The 21,966-nt window shown below is 42.7% G+C and carries 16 protein-coding genes; 12 read left to right on the top strand and 4 right to left on the bottom strand.

Annotation, left to right across the window (positions count from 1 at the left end; genetic code table 11):
• Positions 1-197: 197 nt before the first annotated feature.
• Entirely contained in the window at positions 198-1,724 is a 1,527-nt protein-coding gene (locus tag ACWPW6_RS17485; protein ID WP_163863298.1) for a YifB family Mg chelatase-like AAA ATPase, read from the bottom strand.
• A gap of 479 nt (positions 1,725-2,203) precedes the next feature.
• Here ACWPW6_RS17485 and ilvL point away from each other — a divergent pair, with 479 nt between their 5' ends.
• The 6 genes from ilvL (at position 2,204) to ilvA (ending at position 8,784) form a co-directional block, all read left to right on the top strand.
• Complete coding sequence (ilvL, locus tag ACWPW6_RS17480; protein ID WP_071599630.1) at positions 2,204-2,305, top strand: ilv operon leader peptide; 102 nt, start codon at positions 2,204-2,206, stop codon at positions 2,303-2,305.
• 134 nt (positions 2,306-2,439) lie between these two features.
• Positions 2,440-4,086, top strand: coding sequence for an acetolactate synthase 2 catalytic subunit (ilvG, locus tag ACWPW6_RS17475; protein WP_249999477.1), 1,647 nt, complete (start codon positions 2,440-2,442; stop codon positions 4,084-4,086).
• Complete coding sequence (gene ilvM / locus ACWPW6_RS17470) at positions 4,083-4,352, top strand: acetolactate synthase 2 small subunit (protein WP_154623521.1); 270 nt, start codon at positions 4,083-4,085, stop codon at positions 4,350-4,352. Before ilvG ends, ilvM begins: the two co-directional genes overlap by 4 nt.
• Before the next feature lie 12 nt (positions 4,353-4,364).
• Positions 4,365-5,291: a branched-chain amino acid transaminase gene (locus ACWPW6_RS17465; RefSeq protein WP_154623520.1), complete on the top strand. Its 927-nt coding sequence runs from the start codon at positions 4,365-4,367 to the stop codon at positions 5,289-5,291.
• 65 nt (positions 5,292-5,356) lie between these two features.
• Entirely contained in the window at positions 5,357-7,207 is a 1,851-nt protein-coding gene (gene ilvD / locus ACWPW6_RS17460; protein ID WP_163863294.1) for a dihydroxy-acid dehydratase, read from the top strand.
• A gap of 2 nt (positions 7,208-7,209) precedes the next feature.
• Entirely contained in the window at positions 7,210-8,784 is a 1,575-nt protein-coding gene (gene ilvA / locus ACWPW6_RS17455; protein ID WP_163863291.1) for a threonine ammonia-lyase, biosynthetic, read from the top strand.
• On the opposite strand, the gene ilvY is transcribed toward ilvA, so the two are convergent.
• Positions 8,776-9,672: an HTH-type transcriptional activator IlvY gene (gene ilvY / locus ACWPW6_RS17450; RefSeq protein WP_154623518.1), complete on the bottom strand. Its 897-nt coding sequence runs from the start codon at positions 9,670-9,672 to the stop codon at positions 8,776-8,778. The two genes, ilvA and ilvY, sit on opposite strands and share 9 nt — an antisense overlap.
• Positions 9,673-9,849: 177 nt before the next feature.
• Between ilvY and ilvC the strand changes: the two genes are divergently transcribed.
• Both ilvC and rep read left to right on the top strand, forming a co-directional pair.
• Positions 9,850-11,325, top strand: a complete 1,476-nt coding sequence (gene ilvC / locus ACWPW6_RS17445) for a ketol-acid reductoisomerase (RefSeq protein ID WP_154623517.1) — start codon at positions 9,850-9,852, stop codon at positions 11,323-11,325.
• Positions 11,326-11,700: 375 nt separating this feature from the next.
• Positions 11,701-13,725, top strand: coding sequence for a DNA helicase Rep (gene rep / locus ACWPW6_RS17440; protein ID WP_249999476.1), 2,025 nt, complete (start codon positions 11,701-11,703; stop codon positions 13,723-13,725).
• Between the two features lie 50 nt (positions 13,726-13,775).
• Here rep and gppA read toward each other — a convergent pair whose 3' ends face one another.
• Entirely contained in the window at positions 13,776-15,281 is a 1,506-nt protein-coding gene (gene gppA / locus ACWPW6_RS17435) for a guanosine-5'-triphosphate,3'-diphosphate diphosphatase (RefSeq protein WP_154623515.1), read from the bottom strand.
• 11 nt (positions 15,282-15,292) lie between these two features.
• Positions 15,293-16,579, bottom strand: a complete 1,287-nt coding sequence (rhlB, locus tag ACWPW6_RS17430; protein ID WP_096617953.1) for an ATP-dependent RNA helicase RhlB — start codon at positions 16,577-16,579, stop codon at positions 15,293-15,295.
• 117 nt (positions 16,580-16,696) lie between these two features.
• On the opposite strand from rhlB, the gene trxA reads away from it, so the two are divergent.
• The 4 genes from trxA to wzzE all read left to right on the top strand — a co-directional run bounded on the left by trxA (position 16,697) and on the right by wzzE (position 21,871).
• Positions 16,697-17,023 carry a thioredoxin TrxA gene (gene trxA, locus ACWPW6_RS17425; protein ID WP_096617951.1) on the top strand — a complete coding sequence of 109 codons (327 nt, stop codon included), beginning with the start codon at positions 16,697-16,699 and terminating at the stop codon, positions 17,021-17,023.
• Positions 17,024-17,703: 680 nt separating this feature from the next.
• Entirely contained in the window at positions 17,704-18,963 is a 1,260-nt protein-coding gene (gene rho, locus ACWPW6_RS17420; protein ID WP_004915469.1) for a transcription termination factor Rho, read from the top strand.
• Between the two features lie 729 nt (positions 18,964-19,692).
• Positions 19,693-20,781: a UDP-N-acetylglucosamine--undecaprenyl-phosphate N-acetylglucosaminephosphotransferase gene (wecA, locus tag ACWPW6_RS17415; protein ID WP_163863287.1), complete on the top strand. Its 1,089-nt coding sequence runs from the start codon at positions 19,693-19,695 to the stop codon at positions 20,779-20,781.
• A gap of 31 nt (positions 20,782-20,812) precedes the next feature.
• Positions 20,813-21,871 (top strand): ECA polysaccharide chain length modulation protein, encoded by a 1,059-nt coding sequence (wzzE, locus tag ACWPW6_RS17410; protein ID WP_163863285.1) that lies wholly within the window; start codon positions 20,813-20,815, stop codon positions 21,869-21,871.
• Positions 21,872-21,966 lie beyond the last annotated feature (95 nt).

Here is a 21,966-nt window from a genome sequence, read left to right as displayed (position 1 = left end):
TCAATATATTTACAGAGGGGCTTTAGGCCCCTTAGTTTATTTATCGGATATTAGTATGACTTATCGACCATGCTATTCTTGCAAATGTGTGCTTATCTAATCGCATATCGTCATCATTTCATGCATTCTGTACCTATCCACTGAAAATTGTTAGGTTCTCTGTTTTATTTTTCTGTCTTTAACTCTCTCCCAGCCAGTCAGCTTACTTGTTTTTGCAAATGAAGCAATAACTTATCCATTGCTCGGTAACCTAATGCTTCGAGAAGATGCGGTTTTTCAATATTGTCTGTATTTTGTAAATCAGCAATGGTACGAGCAACCCTTAAGATCTTATGCCAAGCCCTGATAGATAATCCGAGCTTATTTAAAGCCTGCTCTAAAAAAAAGGCATCCTTGGTATTGAGTTGACAGAGTGCAGTGGTTTCTTTCTCGGTTAACTGGCTGTTTAATTTCCCTATTCTTTTCATTTGAATGTTTCTTGCAAGTAGGACCCTAGAGCGTATTTGTTCGCTATTTTCACTGTGAGAGGATGGGTGGCTTAGCGTGCCTAGAGGTAGTAATGGAATCTCTATTGAAAGATCAAATCGATCAAGAAAAGGGCCTGAAATACGTGAGAGATAGCGTAAAATTTTAGTTGGAGAGCTGCGGCAAAAGTTTCCTTGATATTGACCTGTAGGGCTTGGATTTAAGGCAGCAATGAGTTGAAAGTTAGCAGGGAAAGAGACTTTTGCTTTAGCACGAGAAATAATGATTTGCCTTGATTCTAGCGGCTCACGTAATGCATCAAGTACAGTGCGGCTAAATTCCGGTAATTCATCTAGAAACAAAATCCCATTATGCGCTAGGGATATCTCCCCCGGCTTCGGTAAGCTTCCTCCGCCAATAAGTGCTGCCATTGAGGCGCTATGATGAGGCGCTCTAAATGGCCGAGGAGGCCAATCATAACTTAAGTGAGTGGATTGACATAGACTATGTATTGAAGCGACTTCTAACGCTTCCTGTGGCGTTAGAGTGGGTAAAAGCGTCTTGAGTCTGCTTGCTAACATTGTTTTTCCAGTACCAGGAGGGCCTAATAAGAGTAAATTATGTCCACCACTGGCACAGATTTCTAATGCTCTTTTTCCTTGTTCTTGCCCAATGATATCGCTGATGTTGTCATTACAATTGAGTGATGCAGGGATGTTAGTTGGATGGAAATTACGTGGTAAGGCGGTCTTTTCATATAAAAAATGGCAAAGTTCTAATAGTGTTCCTGCAAACATAACGCTGTTATCAGGGAGTAAGTTCAGCTGTTGTGGATTTTCCGCTGCAAGAATGAGCTGTCTTTTTTTTGTTAATGCAGCCAAAGCGGCAGGAATAGCGCCATTAACATGACGAATTTGGCCAGATAAAGCAAGTTCGCCGAGAAATTCATATTGATGAAGTATCTTAGCGGGGACTTGGCCTGAAGAAACTAAGATAGCAATGGCTATCGCTAGATCATAACGCCCCCCTTCTTTAGGGAGATCGGCAGGGGCCAAGTTAATTGTCATTTTTTTGGTTGGATATTCAAAGCCGCTGTTTATTAGAGCGCTTCGTACCCTATCTCTAGATTCTTTAACAGCGGTTTCTGGCAGACCGACTAGCGTTAAGCCTGGAAGTCCATTACTAATATGGGCTTCAACAGTCACAAGTGGGGCATCCATTCCTATCGAGGCTCTGGTGTAGACAATCGCTAGTGCCATATTTTCTCCCTTTTAGTAAACAGAGTAATATTCTGTTTAACAAAAAGGCGGTGCAATCGCATGTTTTAATGTTGAGAAGCCGTTTGGAAAGCAGATTAGAAAATATTTAGCAATCATCATTTTCTTGCGAAGATGTTCACAAAATTATTATTTATCATGGTATTGGGTTTTATTTATAAATAATCATTAAGTATTACTTTAGATAATTATTATTGAAAAGTGATATATGAAATAAATTTAATATCTTCAATGTTAGGTTTAGATAATGGAATATCAGACTAATTATTCAATCAGAACAATATGTATTTGCTATATATATAGCGAAATACTAGATAATCATGCTAAATATTTTGTAGTGCTATGTTTTTAAAGTAAATTTATTTTTTAATAGGAAAAAAAGAAAATAAAAGTTGTCAAAGTAATTTTAACATGATAACTCTTTAGTATAGATAACGAATAACAGTGAAAGAAAAAAACAGATGAACGCATTTTTCCGAGTGATTAGCCTAATTATTATCAGCGTGGTGGTGATTATTATCCCACCGTGCGGGGCTGCACTTGGACGACGAAGGCTAAATTAGTAGCCAGATCTCACGAGAACCCCGCACCGAAAGGCGCGGGGTTTTTTTTGACATAAAAGTTTACCAACATCATTCAACCTAAAAAAACAAAATAAATACAAATAGATAAAGCAAATGGAAGACAGGAGAGAAGCATGAATGGGGCACAATGGTTAGTTCAAGCATTAAGAACTCAAGGGGTTGAAACCGTGTTTGGTTACCCTGGTGGTGCGATTATGCCAGTGTATGATGCATTGTATGATGGCGGCGTTGAGCATCTGTTATGCCGCCATGAGCAAGGTGCTGTGATTGCGGCGATTGGTTATGCGCGATCAACCTCGAAAACGGGAGTATGTATTGCGACATCTGGGCCGGGTGCCACAAACTTAATTACAGGATTAGCCGATGCGTTGTTAGATTCAGTTCCTGTTGTTGCCATTACAGGGCAGGTGAGCTCTGAATTTATTGGTACGGATGCTTTTCAGGAAATTGATGTTTTAGGGTTATCGCTTGCCTGTACTAAGCACAGTTTTTTAGTGGAATCTCTTGAAGACCTGCCTCGTATTGTTGCTGAAGCTTTCGCAATCGCAAATAGTGGTCGTCCAGGACCTGTACTGATTGATATTCCGAAAGATATTCAACTACAGCAGGCCGACCTAGCACCATTTTTAATGCCTGTTGAACAGGATTTGCCTATCCAAACTGATGAAGTACAGCAAGCAAGAGCGTTACTCCAACAGTCGCAAAAGCCGATGTTATACATTGGTGGCGGTGTTGGTATGTCGGGAGCGGTTGCCGAGTTAAGACAATTTATTGCGTGCACAGGGATCCCTTCTGTGGCGACGTTAAAAGGGTTGGGGGCTGTAGCGGCGACGGAGCCTTATTATCTTGGCATGTTAGGTATGCATGGAACGAAAGCCGCTAACCTAGCGGTACAACGTTGCGATTTATTGATTGCGGTTGGTGCACGTTTTGATGATCGTGTGACGGGCAAATTAAATACATTCGCTCCGGATGCCAAAGTCATACATATCGATATTGACCATGTTGAGCTTGATAAATTGCGTCAAACGCATGTGGCTTTGTTAGGTGATGCCAAACAGCTATTACCTGAATTGACGATGGAAAAAAATATTTCGTCATGGCAGGAAGAGGTGCAGCAGTTAAAACACGAATTCAGTTGGCGCTATGACCATCCTGGCGAAGCTATTTATGCCCCTTTGCTGTTAAAGCAACTTTCCGATCGTATGGGGCCTAATACGGTTGTCACAACGGATGTTGGGCAGCACCAAATGTGGTCAGCTCAGCATTTAGAGTTTGATGCCCCTGAAAACTTTATAACTTCAAGTGGTCTGGGAACCATGGGCTTTGGTATTCCTGCGGCGATCGGTGCTCAGGTTGCTCGTCCTGAAGATACCGTGATCTGTGTTTCTGGAGATGGCTCGTTCATGATGAACGTTCAAGAGTTGGGAACCATTAAGCGTAAACAGTTACCGGTTAAAATTTTATTGTTAGATAACCAACGTTTAGGCATGGTTCGTCAGTGGCAAGAGCTGTTTTTTGAGCAACGTTATAGTGAAACTATTTTAACGGATAACCCTGATTTTGTCGCTTTGGCGCAGGCTTTTGATATTCCTGGACGCCGTATCACTGCAAAATCGGAAGTCGATGCTGCGCTAGATGAATTACTTAATAGTGAAGGCGCTTACATCTTGCAGGTTTCAATAAATGAATTAGAAAACGTCTGGCCGCTGGTTCCACCAGGGGCGAGTAATGAAAAAATGATGGAGAAACCGTTATGATGCAACATCAACTCGCAATACAAGCCCGTTTCCGTCCTGAGGTTTTAGAGCGTATATTACGGGTGACTCGCCATCGTGGATTCCAAATCAGTTCAATGACTATGGATCACATGCCAGATGGTGATAATGTAAATATTGAAATGACTGTGAATAGCCAGAGGCCACTCACCCAGCTATATGCACAGTTAACTAAGTTGTCTGATGTTTCAGAAGTTGAAATAAGAGAACAAGAATCACGACTATTACGCACTCAGAGTGCAATGTAAGGAATAAATACAATGACTAAGAAAGCTGACTATATTTGGTTTAACGGTGAAATGACGCCATGGGCTGATGCTAAGGTACACGTTATGTCTCATGCTCTGCATTATGGAACATCGGTATTTGAAGGCGTCCGTTGCTATGACTCTCACAAAGGGCCAGTTGTATTCCGCCATAGAGAACACATGCAACGTTTGCGTGATTCCGCAAAAATCTATCGTATGCCTGTCAGCTATAGCGTAGATGAGCTAATGGAAGCTTGCCGTGCCACTCTGCGTAAAAACAACTTAGTCAGTGCATATATTCGTCCACTCGTTTTTATCGGTGATGTTGGCATGGGAGTGAACCCACCGGACGGTTATAAAACAGATGTCATCATGGCTGCTTTCCCATGGGGAGCGTATTTAGGGGAAGAAGCATTAGACCAAGGTATTGATGCAATGGTTTCTTCTTGGAATCGTGTGGCACCAAATACTATCCCAACAGGTGCAAAAGCTGGCGGTAACTATCTGTCATCGCTGTTAGTAGGGAGTGAGGCTCGCCGTCATGGCTACCAAGAAGGTATCGCGTTAGACGTTCATGGTTATCTATCTGAAGGTGCGGGCGAAAACATCTTTGAAGTGAAAGATGGTATTTTATTTACTCCTCCATTTACTTCTTCTGCTCTACCGGGGATCACTCGTGACGCTATTTTAACCCTAGCAAAAGACATGGGGATTGAGGTGCGTGAGCAAACATTATCACGTGAGTCACTTTATCTTGCTGATGAAGTCTTTATGACAGGAACCGCGGCGGAAATTACTCCAGTACGTAGCGTTGACGGTATCCAAGTCGGCATTGGCCGTTGTGGCCCTGTGACGAAAAAGATCCAGCAAGCATTCTTTGGCTTGTTTGATGGGTCGACGGAAGATAAATGGGGTTGGTTAGATCCAGTAAACCCTTAATAACAAATATAAACAGACTTACAGGCGGTCGTTCCCCGCCTGTTTTAAAACACGGGAGTAAAGATATGCCTAAGTACCGTTCAGCAACAACCACTCATGGCCGTAATATGGCAGGCGCTCGTGCATTATGGCGTGCCACCGGTATGACGGATGCTGATTTTGGAAAACCAATTATTGCAGTGGTTAACTCATTTACTCAATTTGTTCCAGGGCACGTTCATTTGCGCGACCTAGGGAAGCTGGTTGCTGAGCAAATTGAAGCTGCGGGTGGTGTTGCGAAAGAGTTTAATACGATTGCCGTTGATGATGGTATCGCTATGGGGCATGGCGGGATGCTTTATTCCTTACCTTCCCGTGAGTTAATTGCAGATTCTGTTGAATATATGGTGAATGCGCACTGTGCAGATGCCATGGTTTGTATCTCCAACTGTGACAAAATCACACCGGGCATGTTAATGGCGTCATTACGTTTGAATATTCCGGTGATATTTGTTTCAGGTGGCCCAATGGAAGCGGGTAAAACGAAGCTTTCAGATCAAATCATTAAGTTGGACTTGGTCGATGCGATGATCCAAGGTGCTAACCCTAATGTCAGTGATGCGGATAGTGAACAAATTGAACGTTCGGCTTGCCCAACGTGTGGATCTTGCTCGGGAATGTTCACCGCTAACTCGATGAACTGTTTAACAGAAGCGCTTGGCTTATCACAACCCGGAAATGGATCCTTATTAGCCACTCATGCTGACCGTAAAACCCTTTTCATTAATGCGGGTAAACGCATTGTCGAACTGACAAAACGCTATTATGAGCAGAATGATGAAAGTGCATTACCACGTAATATCGCCAACAAAGCCGCGTTTGAAAATGCGATGACACTGGATATTGCGATGGGGGGATCGACAAATACCGTATTGCACTTGCTTGCTGCCGCGCAAGAAGCAGAGGTTGATTTTACCATGGCGGATATTGATCGTTTGTCACGTCAAGTTCCGCACTTATGTAAAGTCGCGCCGAGCACCCAGAAATACCATATGGAAGACGTTCACCGTGCTGGTGGTGTGATTGGTATTTTAGGTGAGTTGAGCCGAGCAGGTTTATTACAAGAAAATGTGAAAAATATTCTGGGGCTGACTTTTAAACAGACGCTTGAGCAATACGACGTCATGTTGACGAAAGATGAGTCAGTTAAATCGATGTTTTTAGCGGGGCCTGCGGGTATTCGCACAACACAAGCATTCTCGCAAAGTTGCCGTTGGCCTTCCTTGGATACTGACCGTGAAAATGGGTGTATTCGTAATATTGAACATGCTTATAGCTTAGATGGCGGATTAGCGGTATTAGCCGGTAATATCGCCGAAGATGGTTGCATTGTAAAAACTGCGGGTGTTGATGAAGGAAGTTTAACGTTCCGAGGCCCAGCTAAAGTGTATGAGAGCCAAGATGATGCTGTTGAAGCGATACTTGGTGGCAAGGTTGTTGAAGGTGATGTGGTCGTTATTCGTTATGAAGGCCCGAAAGGCGGCCCAGGCATGCAAGAGATGCTCTATCCGACGTCATACCTTAAATCGATGGGATTAGGTAAGGCCTGTGCACTGATTACAGACGGTCGTTTCTCTGGGGGAAGTTCTGGGTTATCGATCGGTCATATTTCACCGGAAGCAGCAAGTGGTGGTTTGTTAGCCTTAGTACAGGATGGTGACATCATTGATATTGATATTCCAAAGAGAACCATTGCTTTGGATGTGAGTGAAGATGAGCTAAATAAACGCCGTGATGCGGAATTAGCGCGAGGTGATAAAGCTTATACACCACGTGATCGTCAGCGTGAAGTCTCTTTTGCTTTACGTGCCTATGCATCTCTTGCAACCAGTGCAGATAAGGGCGCTGTACGCGATAAGTCTAAGTTGGGAGGCTAACGGTGGCAGCTGCAAAACCATTACCATCAGCCCCAACGAGTGCTGATTATCTAAAAGCGGCGCTGAGTGCGCCGGTTTATGAAGTCGCTCAAGTTACGCCATTGCAAGAAATGAGCAAAGTCTCGGCTCGTATGGGAAATACGATCCTCGTTAAACGTGAAGATAGGCAGCCTGTGCATAGTTTTAAGTTGCGCGGTGCTTACGCCATGATTGCAGGGTTGACCGACGAGCAAAAAGCGAAAGGTGTCGTGACTGCTTCTGCGGGAAACCATGCTCAAGGGGTAGCCTTATCGGCGAGCCGTGTTGGTGTGAAAGCAAAAATTGTGATGCCTGTTGCGACAGCGGATATCAAAGTTGATGCAGTACGTAACTTTGGGGGCGAGGCCATTTTGCATGGCGCTAATTTTGATGAGGCGAAAGCAAAAGCCATTGAGATGGCAACTCAAGAGGGCTATACCTTTGTTCCTCCTTTCGATCATCCCGCGGTCATTGCAGGTCAAGCAACGATTGCATTAGAGCTACTGCAACAAGATGTGCATCTTGACCGAATTTTTATACCTGTTGGTGGTGGTGGCCTAATCGCGGGTGTGGCGGTTTTAATCAAACAATTAATGCCAGAAATTAAAATCATCGGCGTTGAAGCAGAAGATGCCGCCTGTTTAAAAGCAGCGCTAGAGGCTGGCCATCCGGTTGACTTACCTCGAGTTGGTTTATTTGCAGAAGGTGTGGCAGTAAAACGTATTGGGGATGAAACATTTCGTCTCTGCCAACAATATGTCGATGATGTGATCACGGTAGATAGCGATGCGATCTGTGCAGCCTTGAAAGATATTTTTGAAGACGTCCGTGCTATTGCCGAACCATCAGGTGCATTGGCGCTGGCGGGCCTGAAAAAATATGTGCAACAGCATAATATTAAAGGCGAACGTTTAGCGCATATTTTGTCTGGCGCCAATATGAACTTTCATGGGCTACGTTATGTGTCTGAGCGCTGTGAAATTGGTGAACAGCGGGAAGCACTACTTGCCGTTACGATCCCTGAACAAAAAGGCAGCTTTTTACGCTTTTGTCAGTTGCTAGGTCATCGGTCTATCACGGAGTTCAACTATCGTTATACCGATGCAGATCCTGACCGCGCGTGTATTTTTGTCGGAGTAAGACTTAATGGCGGGGAAAGTGAGCGAATTGAAATAATTCAGGAGCTACAACAGAACGGCTATGAAGTGGCTGACCTTTCCGATGATGAAATGGCAAAATTACATGTCCGCTATATGATTGGTGGTCGCCCATCGAAACCATTGGAAGAGCGCCTCTATAGTTTCGAGTTTCCTGAGTCACCCGGGGCACTGTTGAAATTCTTAGAGACGTTAGGTACCTATTGGAATATTACACTGTTCCATTATCGGAGTCATGGCACTGACTACGGGCGTGTGTTAGCCGCGTTTGAGTTATCTGGACCAGAAGTTCGCTTTGATAGGCACCTTGATGCATTAGGCTATGAATATCATGATGAAACGGGGAATCCCTCTTTCCGTTTCTTTTTAGCGCCCCAACGTCTCCCTCAAACATTAGATTAAGCTTTCTGGGAGTAGTTGCCAGAATGATTTGATTAAGGGTTCGCTAAGGCGTTTGCTAAGTGAGCAAACGCCTAGTTCAAAAGGCTCCACTAGCGAAATATTATCTAATTGTAATATACGACTACGTACCGGTTCTGGGCTGTTATCAACCACGACGCTCGGAATCAAAGCGATACCACAACCAAGCGCGACCATTGAGACGATTGCTTCATGCCCAGAGACGGTTGCATAGATCACGGGGTTATTGATGTGGTGGCGACGGAACCATAGTTCGATACGTTTTCTTGAGGGGCCGTGTTCAGGCAGGATAAAAGGAATGGCAGACCAATCAGGTTGTGGTTCTGTCGCCATGGTGCGTACCGCACAAGGCAATGCCGGAGCAATCAGAACCAATGGAATTTCACCAATTTTAGTAAATTTTACATTATCAGGAAGGCGTTCCGGTTTACCGGCAATCCCTAAGTCCGCTTCTTTGGTTTCGACTTTATCGACGGCATCGGCAGCATCCCCTGTGGTGAGTTTGATTTCAACGAGTGGGTGAAGGGCTCGGAATTTATCTAAAACCTGTGGTAAATGGCTGTAGGCGGCTGTTACTGAACAAAAAAGGCGTAGCTCACCCGTGAGAGAGGGGCTTTGTTGATTGAGAACATGTTGCAGTTGTTGATATTGCAATAAGGTTTGTTGAGCAAATTGTTTTAAATGCTCTCCAGCTTGCGTCAGTTTTACCGAACGATTATCACGAATAAATAGCGGATGCCCTAGCTGTTCTTCTAAGCGTTGAATTTGTCTCGATAAGGTTGAGGGGCTGACATACATTGCTTTAGAGGTTCGACCGAAATGGCAGCTTTCTGCTAAATGAAGAAATAGCTTTAAATCACGAATATCCATTTTTGTATTAGCCTCAGATTCAATAAATATGACGTTGCAAAATATGCAACATTGTATTGTTAATATATCAATTTAAGCAATGCAAATCATCGCATATAGTAAAACCATAACCGCTTAATAAAAGCGACGGGCCAAGGGCCTGACATAACGAACACAACAGAACAATGGAGTAAGACAATGGCGAATTATTTTAATACTTTGAATCTGCGTCAGCAGTTGGAACAATTAGGCAAGTGTCGTTTCATGAAGCGCGAAGAGTTTGCTGATGAAGCAGGATACTTAAAAGGTAAAAAAATCGTCATCGTCGGTTGTGGTGCACAAGGCCTAAACCAAGGCTTGAATATGCGTGACTCGGGCTTAGATATTGCTTACGCACTGCGCGCTGAAGCTATCGCTGAGAAGCGTGCATCATGGCGCAAAGCGACAGAAAATGGTTTCAAAGTGGGCACTTATGAAGAGTTGATCCCAGAAGCTGACTTAGTGATTAACTTAACGCCAGACAAACAGCACTCAACCGTTGTTCGTGCTGTTCAACCAATGATGAAACAAGGCGCGGCTTTAGGTTATTCGCACGGTTTTAACATTGTCGAAGTTGGCGAAGAAATTCGTAAAGATATTACTGTTGTGATGGTAGCACCGAAGTGCCCTGGTACTGAAGTACGTGAAGAATACAAACGTGGCTTTGGTGTTCCAACGCTGATTGCGGTTCATCCTGAAAATGATCCGAAAGGTGAAGGAATGGCAATTGCTAAAGCTTGGGCTGCTGCAACGGGAGGTCATCGCGCTGGGGTATTAGAATCTTCATTTGTTGCTGAAGTTAAGTCTGACCTGATGGGCGAGCAAACTATCCTGTGCGGTATGTTGCAAGCTGGTGCTTTGCTGTCTTACGACAAAATGGTTGCTGATGGTGTTGAGCCAGGCTATGCAGGCAAATTGATTCAGTTTGGTTGGGAAACCATTACCGAAGCCTTGAAACAAGGTGGTATCACACTGATGATGGATCGCCTGTCTAACCCAGCTAAACTGCGTGCATTTGCTCTGTCAGAACAATTGAAAACCATCATGGCGCCTTTATTCCAAAAACATATGGATGACATTATCTCAGGCGAATTCTCAGCAACTATGATGGCTGACTGGGCTAATGATGATAAAAACCTACTGGCTTGGCGTGAAGAAACAGGTAAAACGGCGTTTGAAAATTACCCAGAATATACTGGTAAGATTTCGGAGCAAGAGTATTTCGACCATGGCGTTCTGTTAGTTGCAATGGTTAAAGCAGGGGTTGAGTTAGCATTCGATACGATGTTAGAAGCGGGTATTCTTGAAGAGTCTGCTTATTACGAATCACTGCATGAATTGCCGCTGATTGCCAATACGATTGCTCGTAAGCGTTTGTATGAAATGAACGTGGTTATTTCAGATACCGCAGAATATGGTAACTACCTGTTCTCATTTGCAGCCGTTCCAATGCTGAAAGACTTTATGAGTAAACTGCAAGCCGGTGATTTAGCTAAACCTGTTGCTGATAATGGCACTGATAACGCGCAACTACGTGATGTGAATGAAGCGATTCGTAACCATCCTATCGAGAAAATCGGTAAGACATTACGTGGTTATATGACGGATATGAAGAAAATCTCTAGCGCGCAATAATCCTTACCATTCTCCGCATCAATAGATGCGTTGGCTGAACGGAGGTTACCCAAGTCACATACTTAATGTATGCCCCTTGGGATAACCTCCTTTTTCGTCACTCTTCGCGTGATAGGTGCGTTGGCTTCACTCGGTTACCCAAGTCACATATTTAATGTATGCTCCTTGGGATAACCTCCTTTGCCGCCTTCCTCTAACGCGAATAGTTTAGAAAAATGTATTGATGTTATAAAAGAAAAAGAACAGAACCACATCGGTCTAATGAATGATGTGGTTTTTTGCTTTTATAAAGGATCGTTGCTCAAGAGTTGGCTAGGTTTCTGCTACAATCCGTAGAGAGTTCCATTTTGAATAACTAAGTGATGTAGAGAAACCATGCGATTAAATCCAAGCCAACAGCAGGCTGTTGAATTTGTGGATGGCCCATGCCTTGTGCTGGCGGGTGCCGGTTCGGGAAAAACCCGAGTTATTACCAATAAAATAGCGCATCTGATCCGCCATTGTGGCTATCAGCCTCGTCAAATCGCTGCGGTAACGTTTACCAATAAAGCGGCGCGTGAGATGAAAGAGCGTGTCGCCCAAACCTTGGGTAAAAAAGAAGCGCGTGGGTTGATTATCTCGACATTCCATACTCTTGGCTTGGAGATCATCAAGCGAGAATATAACGCATTAGGTATTAAAGCGAACTTTTCTCTGTTTGATGATCAGGACCAAATGGCATTACTAAAAGAGCTAACCTTTGATTTATTAGAAGAGGATAAAGATCTTTTACAGCAATTGATCTCATCGATCTCAAATTGGAAAAATGATCTATTATCACCTGATCAAGCATTGGCGCGTGCCAGAAGTGAAAAAGAGCACCATTTCGCTGAATGCTATCGCCGCTACGAATTACATTTAAGAAGCTGTAACGTATTGGATTTTGATGACCTTATCAGTAAGCCAACGTTACTTTTGTCACATAACGAAGAGGTTCGCGAACGTTGGCAACAAAAAATTCGTTATTTGCTGGTGGATGAATATCAAGATACCAATACTAGCCAATATCAATTGGTTAAGTTGTTGGTTGGTCAGCGCGCGCGCTTTACGGTGGTAGGGGATGATGATCAATCTATCTACTCTTGGCGTGGTGCTAGACCACAAAACTTGGTGCTGTTAAGTCAAGACTTTCCAAAACTGAATGTGATTAAGTTGGAGCAAAACTATCGTTCATCTGAGCGAATACTCAAAGCGGCAAATATTTTGATTGCCAATAACCCTCATGTATTTGAAAAACAATTGTTCTCGACACTGGGCTATGGTGCGCCACTCAAAGTGATTACCGCCAACAATGAAGATCATGAGGCAGAAAGGGTGATTGGTGAATTGATTGCTCATCACTTCATCAATAAAACACAATATAAAGATTATGCGATTTTATATCGTGGTAACCACCAATCTCGTATTTTTGAAAAAATGTTGATGCAAAATCGCATCCCATATCGCATTTCAGGGGGAACCTCCTTTTTTTCTCGTCCTGAAATAAAAGATTTATTAGCGTATTTGCGGGTACTGACTAATCCTGAAGATGATAGTGCTTTCTTGCGTATCGTGAATACGCCACGTCGTGAAATTGGTCCGAAAACAATCCAAAAGCTTGGTGAATGGGCTAATCAGCGGGGCAAGAGCCTCTATCAAGCCAGTTTTGATTTGGGCTTAGAGCAAACGTTAACAGGCAAAGGATTAAACGCGCTTCAGCAATTCGCTCATTGGATGGACAAGATTGTGAAATTGGCTGAACGTGAGCCATTGATAGCGGTACGTGATTTGCTGCGTGAAATGGATTATGAAAGCTGGTTGTATGAAACTTCCGCCAGTACTAAAGCTGCCGAAATGCGGATGAAAAACGTGAATCAATTGTTTACGTGGATGAGTGAAATGGTAGAAGGCGACGACTTGAATGACCCAATGTCGTTAGATCAGGTTGTAACGCGTTTCACGTTACGTGACATGATGGAACGAGGTGAAGATGATGAAGAGTCAGACCAAGTTCAGTTAATGACCTTACATGCATCAAAAGGGCTTGAGTTTCCTTATGTTTTCCTAGTCGGTATGGAAGAAGGGCTGTTACCACATCAAAGCAGTATTGATGAAGACAATATCGATGAGGAACGCCGTCTAGCTTATGTTGGAATTACTCGGGCACAAAAAGAGCTCTTTTTTAGTCATTGTCGTGAACGTCGCCAATATGGGGAGCTAATCCGGCCAGAGTTAAGCCGCTTTTTATTAGAATTACCACAAGATGATTTAGAGTGGGAGCAACAGCGGAAAGTCGTTACGGCGGAGGAGCGAATGCAAAAAGGGCAATCAGCACTTGCCGATATTAAGGCCCGTCTAGGACTGAATAAAAAAGATAAGTAGGAGATTGCCCCTCACACTGCTTGTGCTTATCGAGTGTGAGGGGGGAAAAACTAACTATTGGAACTATTGCGTTCTTCAAGTTTCAAAGGCCAGTTAACATAACCTTGCCATTGAACTTCTTGTTGCAAGTTTTCTGATCGTAATGGATGCTCCGCTAACCAACGATATGGTAATACAATCGTGAGAGTATCCGATTCAGCCTGAAGCCTCAACGCCGGCAATGTGTCATCACGTCGACGGCTAGCAAAAATGATCGCCAAACGCAGCAAGCGGCATAAATAGTAGGCTTGTTGCATGGGGAGCGCATTTTGTTGACTCAGTGTGGCAAGATCAACAGGGCCTTGCTGATTACGTAACAGTGCTGCTAATAAGCGTTTTTGTGCCGGAGTAAAACCGGGTAAATCTAGGTTGGTGATCAGGTAGCTGGCATGTTCAGGGCCTTTGCGAAAGTCCACACTAAGGCCTATTTCATGTAAGGCACACGCACTGGATAATAACTCACGACAGCGTAGGTCGAGCTCCCAGTGTTTGGCGACTTGCAAAAAGAAATGTTCAGCTAATTGACTCACACGGGCGGCTTGCTCAATATCCACTTGGAAACGGCGTTGAATATTCCGCAATGTTCGCGCACGAACATCTTGTTCTATCGGTAATTCAAGCATGCCGTAGACCAGACCTTCACGTAATGCACCACCGGCGAGGGTCATATTATCAATCGACAGGGTTTCGAAAATAGCGATGAGGATTGATAGGCCGCTTGGGAATACGAGTGCTCGCTCAAACGTTAAACCTTCAATTTCTAGCTCTTCAAGCTTATGGCATTGAATTGCTTTATATTTGAGCTGCTGTAGTTTATCGAGAGTGATCAGCTCATCCATCCCTTGCGAAATCATGATTTCTTGGATGGCCTGAACGGTACCCGATGCACCAACACAAATTTTCCAACCATGACGTGTTAACGTCTCGGCAACAGGTGCAATAACTGCGCGCGCGGCACGTTCTGCTTGCGCAAAATTTTCTTCCGTCAGCGCGCGGTCACTAAAATATTTTTCAAGCCAAGTGACACAGCCCATTTCAAGACTGAATAATTGCTCGGCTTTGGCTCCTGTTCCCGCCACAAGCTCTGTACTACCACCACCGATATCCACCACTAACCGTTGATCAGGGCCGCCGGTTGTATGGGCAACACCTTGGTAAATCAAACGTGCTTCTTCTTCTCCCTGAATGACCTTAACGGTATTACCTAGAATTTCACTGGCTTTTTGTACAAAAATATCGGCATTTTTTGCCAACCGCAATGTTGCAGTTGCGACGACACGTATTTGAGAGCTAGGAATATCCTGTAAATGCTCAGAAAAAAGTCGCAAACATTGCCAACCGCGCTCCATAGCTTGCTCTGACAGCCTATTTTGACTGTCTAAACCCGCTGCGAGACGCACTTTGCGTTTTACTCTTGAAATAATCTGAATACTACCCGCAACTTCACGAACGACCAGCATATGAAAACTGTTCGAACCTAAATCAATCGCTGCATAGAGAGAAGAGGATTTCAGCATATCGTTATCACTCAGCCTGAACGTTTATGGTTATTACGTGGGCCATTATGGCGACGTGGCGAATTTGAATTGCGACGAGGCCCTCCTGGACGCGGACGATGGCGACGTTTCGGAGTCGGAAGGTCGGTTAATAACGCTTCGCTGTTATATTTGCTCACTGGAATCGAATGTTGAATATAGTCTTCAATAGCCGGTAGATTCAACGCATACTCTTCACAAGCGAGACTGATTGAATGACCACTTTCACCGGCTCGGCCGGTACGACCAATACGGTGTACATAGTCTTCACAATCGTCAGGTAAATCATAGTTAAAAACATGGGTCACTGAAGGAATGTGTAAGCCACGGGCTGCAACATCGGTCGCCACTAAAATATCAAGGTTGCCTTGTGTAAACTCTTCTAAAATGCGCAGACGTTTCTTTTGAGCGACATCCCCTGTTAAGAGACCAACGCGATGTCCGTCAGCAGCAAGGTGCGCCCAAATTTCATCACAACGATGTTTGGTGTTAGCAAAAATGATGCAACGCTCTGGCCACTCTTCCTCTAGTAGCGTCTGTAATAAGCGCATTTTTTCTTCATTTGAAGGATAAAACAGTTCTTCTTTAATACGGTGACCTGTTTTTTGTAATGGCTCGACTTCAATATATTCAGGGTTACTCATTTGTTCAAATGCCAGTTCTCTTACGCGATAAGAAAGCGTTGCTGAAAAGAGGAGATTCAATCTTTCAGCGACGGATGGCATACGGCGAAATAGCCAGCGAATATCTTTAATAAAGCCAAGGTCATACATGCGATCCGCTTCATCAAGGACAACAACTTGTACTGCACCTAAGTCAACATGCCCTTGTTTAGCGTAGTCAATTAAACGCCCAGTCGTGCCGATTAGGATATCAACACCACGTTGTAGCACTTTTAATTGCTCATCATAACCATCGCCACCATAAGCAAGCCCCATTTTTAAGCCAGTATACTCGGCTAGTTCTTTGGCATCCGAGTAGATTTGTACCGCCAATTCACGCGTTGGTGCCATGATAAGGGCGCGAGGCTGATTGGCTTGTTTCCCCTCAATGGCAGGGTGAGTTAGTAAATAATGAAATGTAGACGTTAAAAATGCTAACGTTTTTCCGGTTCCAGTTTGCGCTTGCCCCGCAACATCTTTGCCTTCGACAGTGAAAGGCAAGGTAGAAGCCTGTATAGGCGTGCAAAAATTGAAGCCTTTTTTATTCAGGGCTTCAATGACTTTTGGGTGCAAGGCGAAGTCGGAAAACTTCTTTTCTGTCAAGTGTGCTTTACTCATAGTGTGGTAGAATATCAGTTAACGGTTGGTTTACGAAAGTGTATCTTTTGAAATAAAGCATACTGCTGCCAATTAATGTTACACTAAGACTGCAAAAATGATCCATTGGAGTACAACATGAGCAACAAAATTATTCATATCACTGATGCAAGTTTTGAGACCGCAGTACTGAAAGCTGGTTCACCTGTTCTTGTCGATTTTTGGGCAGCATGGTGTGGTCCTTGTAAAATGATCGCGCCAATTCTTGATGAAGTTGCTGAAGAATATACAGGCAAACTGACTATCGCAAAACTGAATATTGATGATAACCCTGCTACAGCACCAAAATATGGTATTCGTGGTATCCCAACACTTTTACTATTTAAAAATGGTAGTGTAGCGGCAACAAAAGTGGGTGCATTATCTAAAGCTCAGTTGAAAGAATTTTTAGACGAAAATCTGTAAGTTATCGTTGTTAGTTTAGATAAAACGTTTAGCGGTACATCTATTTTATAGAGGGGACCGCTAGACGTCCTGATTGAAGCATGGTAAGTTATCCTCAATCTCCATATCGCACCCGAATGAATTACCTTGTAATCCGTTGCTCTTATCAAAAATATCTGGTTTGTCAGTTCAGTTGTGGTTCATATCATGTGATCTAGGGCTGATAATGTGTTGATTTCTGAAATTATCAATTGAAAATTGAGTTGTTGCGCTTACAACGTTCAATTATTTCTTTCGTGGTACATTTACAATATCAATTTATGATAGTGATAAACAGCAACTGTTAAGGGTTATTTAGGTTAGTGGAGATTGCAAAGTGGCGCTTTTGTTTTTTCGTGCGTTGAAAGCTGACAATTTGCCATATTGAGATATATGTTGTCTTAAATGTACAAAAAACTATTGCTAATATTGTCTGTGTTTCTAATAATAAGCCGCACATCATTCAGATGAATCGCCGCGATATGTTAGTGCAGTCTTAGCAAGAATAAGCGCAAGAATTTTTACGCATTGTTAATGGTTTCTGTTTGTAACTATCAACAGGGCGTTATAAAGTTAAGCTGGCAGTTATATATCTTATATATAGTTGTCTTCAATTTACGTTCATAGTTCGAGAATTACCCCGAGTTAAAGAACCCACCATTATGAATCTTACCGAATTAAAAAATACGCCAGTATCAGAATTGATTACGTTAGGCGAAAACATGGGGCTAGAAAACTTAGCCCGTATGAGAAAGCAAGATATTATCTTCTCGATTTTAAAGCAGCATGCTAAAAGCGGGGAAGATATCTTTGGCGATGGCGTGTTGGAGATATTGCAGGATGGATTTGGTTTCCTCCGTTCAGCAGACAGCTCTTACCTCGCAGGTCCCGATGATATCTATGTTTCCCCCAGCCAAATTCGCCGCTTTAACCTTCGTACAGGTGATACAATTTCAGGAAAAATCCGTCCTCCTAAAGAAGGTGAACGTTATTTTGCCCTGTTAAAAGTTAATGAAGTTAACTTTGATAAACCTGAAAACGCCCGCAGCAAAATTCTTTTTGAAAACTTAACCCCATTACATGCTAATAATCGTCTTCGTATGGAACGTGGTAACGGTTCAACAGAAGATTTAACGGCACGTGTTCTGGATTTAGCGGCTCCGATTGGTCGTGGTCAGCGTGGTTTGATTGTTGCTCCACCAAAAGCAGGTAAGACAATGTTACTGCAAAATATTGCCGCTAACATTGCACATAATTACCCAGATTGCGTATTGATGGTTCTGCTGATTGATGAGCGTCCAGAAGAAGTGACCGAGATGCAGCGCTTAGTGAAAGGTGAAGTGATTGCGTCTACGTTTGATGAGCCAGCAGCACGTCACGTGCAAGTTGCTGAAATGGTTATCGAGAAAGCAAAACGTTTAGTTGAGCATAAGAAAGATGTGATTATTCTTCTCGACTCCATTACTCGTTTGGCTCGCGCTTATAATACCGTTGTTCCTTCATCGGGTAAGGTATTAACAGGTGGTGTCGATGCAAACGCATTACATCGTCCTAAGCGTTTCTTCGGTGCAGCTCGTAATGTGGAAGAAGGTGGTAGCTTAACGATTATTGCTACAGCACTGGTCGACACAGGCTCGAAAATGGATGAAGTCATTTACGAAGAGTTTAAAGGTACAGGTAACATGGAATTACACCTGTCTCGTAAAATTGCGGAAAAACGTGTTTTCCCTGCGATTGATTATAATCGCTCAGGTACACGTAAAGAAGAGTTACTGACTTCACAAGATGAATTACAAAAAATGTGGATCCTCCGTAAGATCATTCACCCTATGGGCGAAATCGATGCGATGGAATTCCTCATCAGTAAGTTAGCGATGACGAAAACTAACGAAGAATTTTTCGACTTTATGAAAAGAGCATAATCGCTAAATTTTCAACATGGTTGAATGGATTAAGCGCTGTCGATGACAGCGCTTTTTTTATGGCTATTTTTTTGATTTTCAAATGGATATTGCATTTATTTTGCCCTGCATAATATCCGTATCCGTTTGTAACTCATAAAAAATATAAGTTAAGTTTATATTTATAGTAACGAAATCATCATTGAATGATTCTAATTTATAATAATTAAATATCATTTATGATGATTAAAATAGGGTTATTAAAAAAATAATATTTTTTATATTGGATTTTTGGTGTAACAAAATGGAAAATCAATTCGTTGCATAGAATTGATTATTGTTTTATTCCAAGATTGATTGGTTTGAAGTAATACATGCATTCAATGTCTTCATTTATTTAAAGATTATGTCATTTTGGTAATGGCGTTTTTTGACTTGTCAGAAAAGGTTCATTTATTAAACAAAAAAGCAACTTAAAATTAGCATCATAGAAAATAACAGTTCGTTATGGCATGCATCTTGCTTTTATTAAGTATAAAATCGGCAGATAAGGCATAGCTGTATAAAAAACTACACTGATAACTGAGCTGGGTAAATTTTTATATAGTTATAATAGTCGTGATTAAAGACTCGTCTTATAGCAGTTATTTCTTTTGAGAGAATAATGCATTAGCTGTCGGTCATAGGATCTGCATGGGCTTAAACGTTTTAGTTTTAGGTTGATTAGATAAAGAATAAGAGAGTTGACTCGTGGACACCGCACAATTTATTGCCAGTCTTTTTTATGTTTTTTTGTTCACGTTAGTATTTATTTTTATCGCTCGAGTTGTTGCAACGAAAATCGGGCTGGTAGATAAACCTAACTTCCGAAAAAAACATGTAGGATTAGTTCCTTTAGTGGGAGGGATTACGGTATTTTTTGGCATCTGCTTCGCATTTGTGATAACGGAGGAATACATTCCTCACAAATGGTTATACCTAATATGTGCAGGCCTACTTGTTTTAATTGGCGCTTTGGATGACCGGTTTGATATCAGTGTGAAGTTAAGAGCGGGTGTGCAGGCAATTGTTGCTGTCGTGATGATGACGGTTGCCGACCTAAAATTAGAATCATTAGGTTATGCTTTTGGTCCATGGGAGCTAGTGCTCGGGCCGTTTGGTTATATCGTGACGCTATTTGCTGTTTGGGCAGCCATTAATGCGTTTAACATGGTTGATGGTATTGATGGCCTGTTAGGTGGGTTATCGTGCGTTTCTTTTGGCGCATTAGGCTTTTTACTTTATCAAAGTGGTAACTATGCGTTAGCATTTTGGTGTTTTGCCTTCATTGCCGCTATCCTTCCTTATATCTTTTTAAATTTAGGTTTGTTAGGCCGACGCTTTAAGGTCTTTATGGGGGATGCTGGAAGTACACTTATTGGCTTTACGATTATTTGGATCCTAGTTGAATCAACTCAGGAAACAGTACATCCACTGAATCCTGTTACAGCGCTTTGGATCATTGCAATCCCGTTGATGGACATGGTTGCAATAATGTATCGACGTATTCGTAAGGGAATGAGTCCATTTTCACCGGACCGTCAACATATTCACCATTTAATCATGCGTTCAGGTTTTACGCCTAAAGGTGCTTTTGTACTAATTACCCTAGCGGCTGCATTTTTGGCATGCATAGGAATTATTGGTGAACGCTTAACATTTATCCCAGAATGGGTCATGTTGGCATTGTTTTTGCTTGTATTCTTTATGTATGGTTACTGCATCAAACGAGCATGGAAAGTGGCTCGTTTTATTAAGCGCATCAGACGTCGTATGCGGAGAGGTGGTGCAGTACGGTAACGACAAACGGAAATAATAGAGGTTCTGTGCAGTGAAAAACTCAGAAACACAACCTAATCAGTATCAGCCGCCGATAGAACCGGAATTGGATATCCGTGGTTTATGTCGCTCTTTGTGGCAAGGTAAAATTTTGATCGTGGCATTTGCGGTAATTTTTGCCGCTGTTGCATTAGGCGCATCTTATTTTATGCAGCAAAAATGGAGTGCAACCGCGATCACCGACCTGCCAACTGTTAATAATTTAGGCAGCTATTATTCGCAGCAACAATTTTTGCGTAATCTTGATTCTCGTATTAATACGACGGGGCAAGAAGGGCAATTGCCAACGATAGCGAATGAGGCTTATCAAGAGTTCATCAAACAGGTGGGCTCTTATGATACTCGTCGTCAATTTTGGTTAACCACTGATTATTACAAGCAGCGGTTAGAAAATGACCCGAAAGCAGATGCGGCATTATTAGATGAGCTGATTAACAATATTGAATTTACGCCAGCAGATAATCTGAAAAATCTCACTGACAATATTAAATTGATTGCTGAAACCTCTACCGATGCGAATCAGCTATTACGTCAGTACATTCAGTTTGCCAACCAGCGAGCAACGGCTAACCTGAATGATGAAATCAAAGGAACTTGGGCTACCAAAATGCAATCCATGAAAGCGTTGGTAAAACGTGAGGATATGGTGGCTCAATCTGCTTATGAAAGACGCTTAAATGTACTTGAACAGGCATTGAAAGTCGCTCAAAAACAAGGCATTTCACGTAATCAAAGTACAACGCCTGTTGATGAAATCCCTGATTCTAAAATGTTCATGTTAGGGGTGCCATTGCTGGAAGCTCAAATTGAGACGCTAAAAGCTACGGGGCCAGATCATGACACAGATTACGATCAAAACATGGCAATGCTATCAACATTGAGTGTTGGACCGACCCTTCAAGACCGTTTTCAGGCTTACCGTTATTTAAGGACACCTGAAGATCCCGTCAAACGCGATAGCCCACGTAGAGCCTTTATGATGGTTCTCTGGGGCGCTATAGGTGCGTTGGTTGGTGCTGGTGTGGTACTTGCACGCCGTCGCCCGTCCTAATTTTACATAAGTGGCAGGCTTAATGTCTGCCACTATATAAAGTTATCAATAATGAGATCAAGCAGCTAACTGCATTAGATAAAAATAAGAGAGTC

It is taken from the genome of Providencia sp. Marseille-Q8014, from assembly GCF_965112055.1.
Note: the sequence above shows the minus strand (reverse complement) of the source record. Positions and strands in the feature narration are given on the sequence as shown.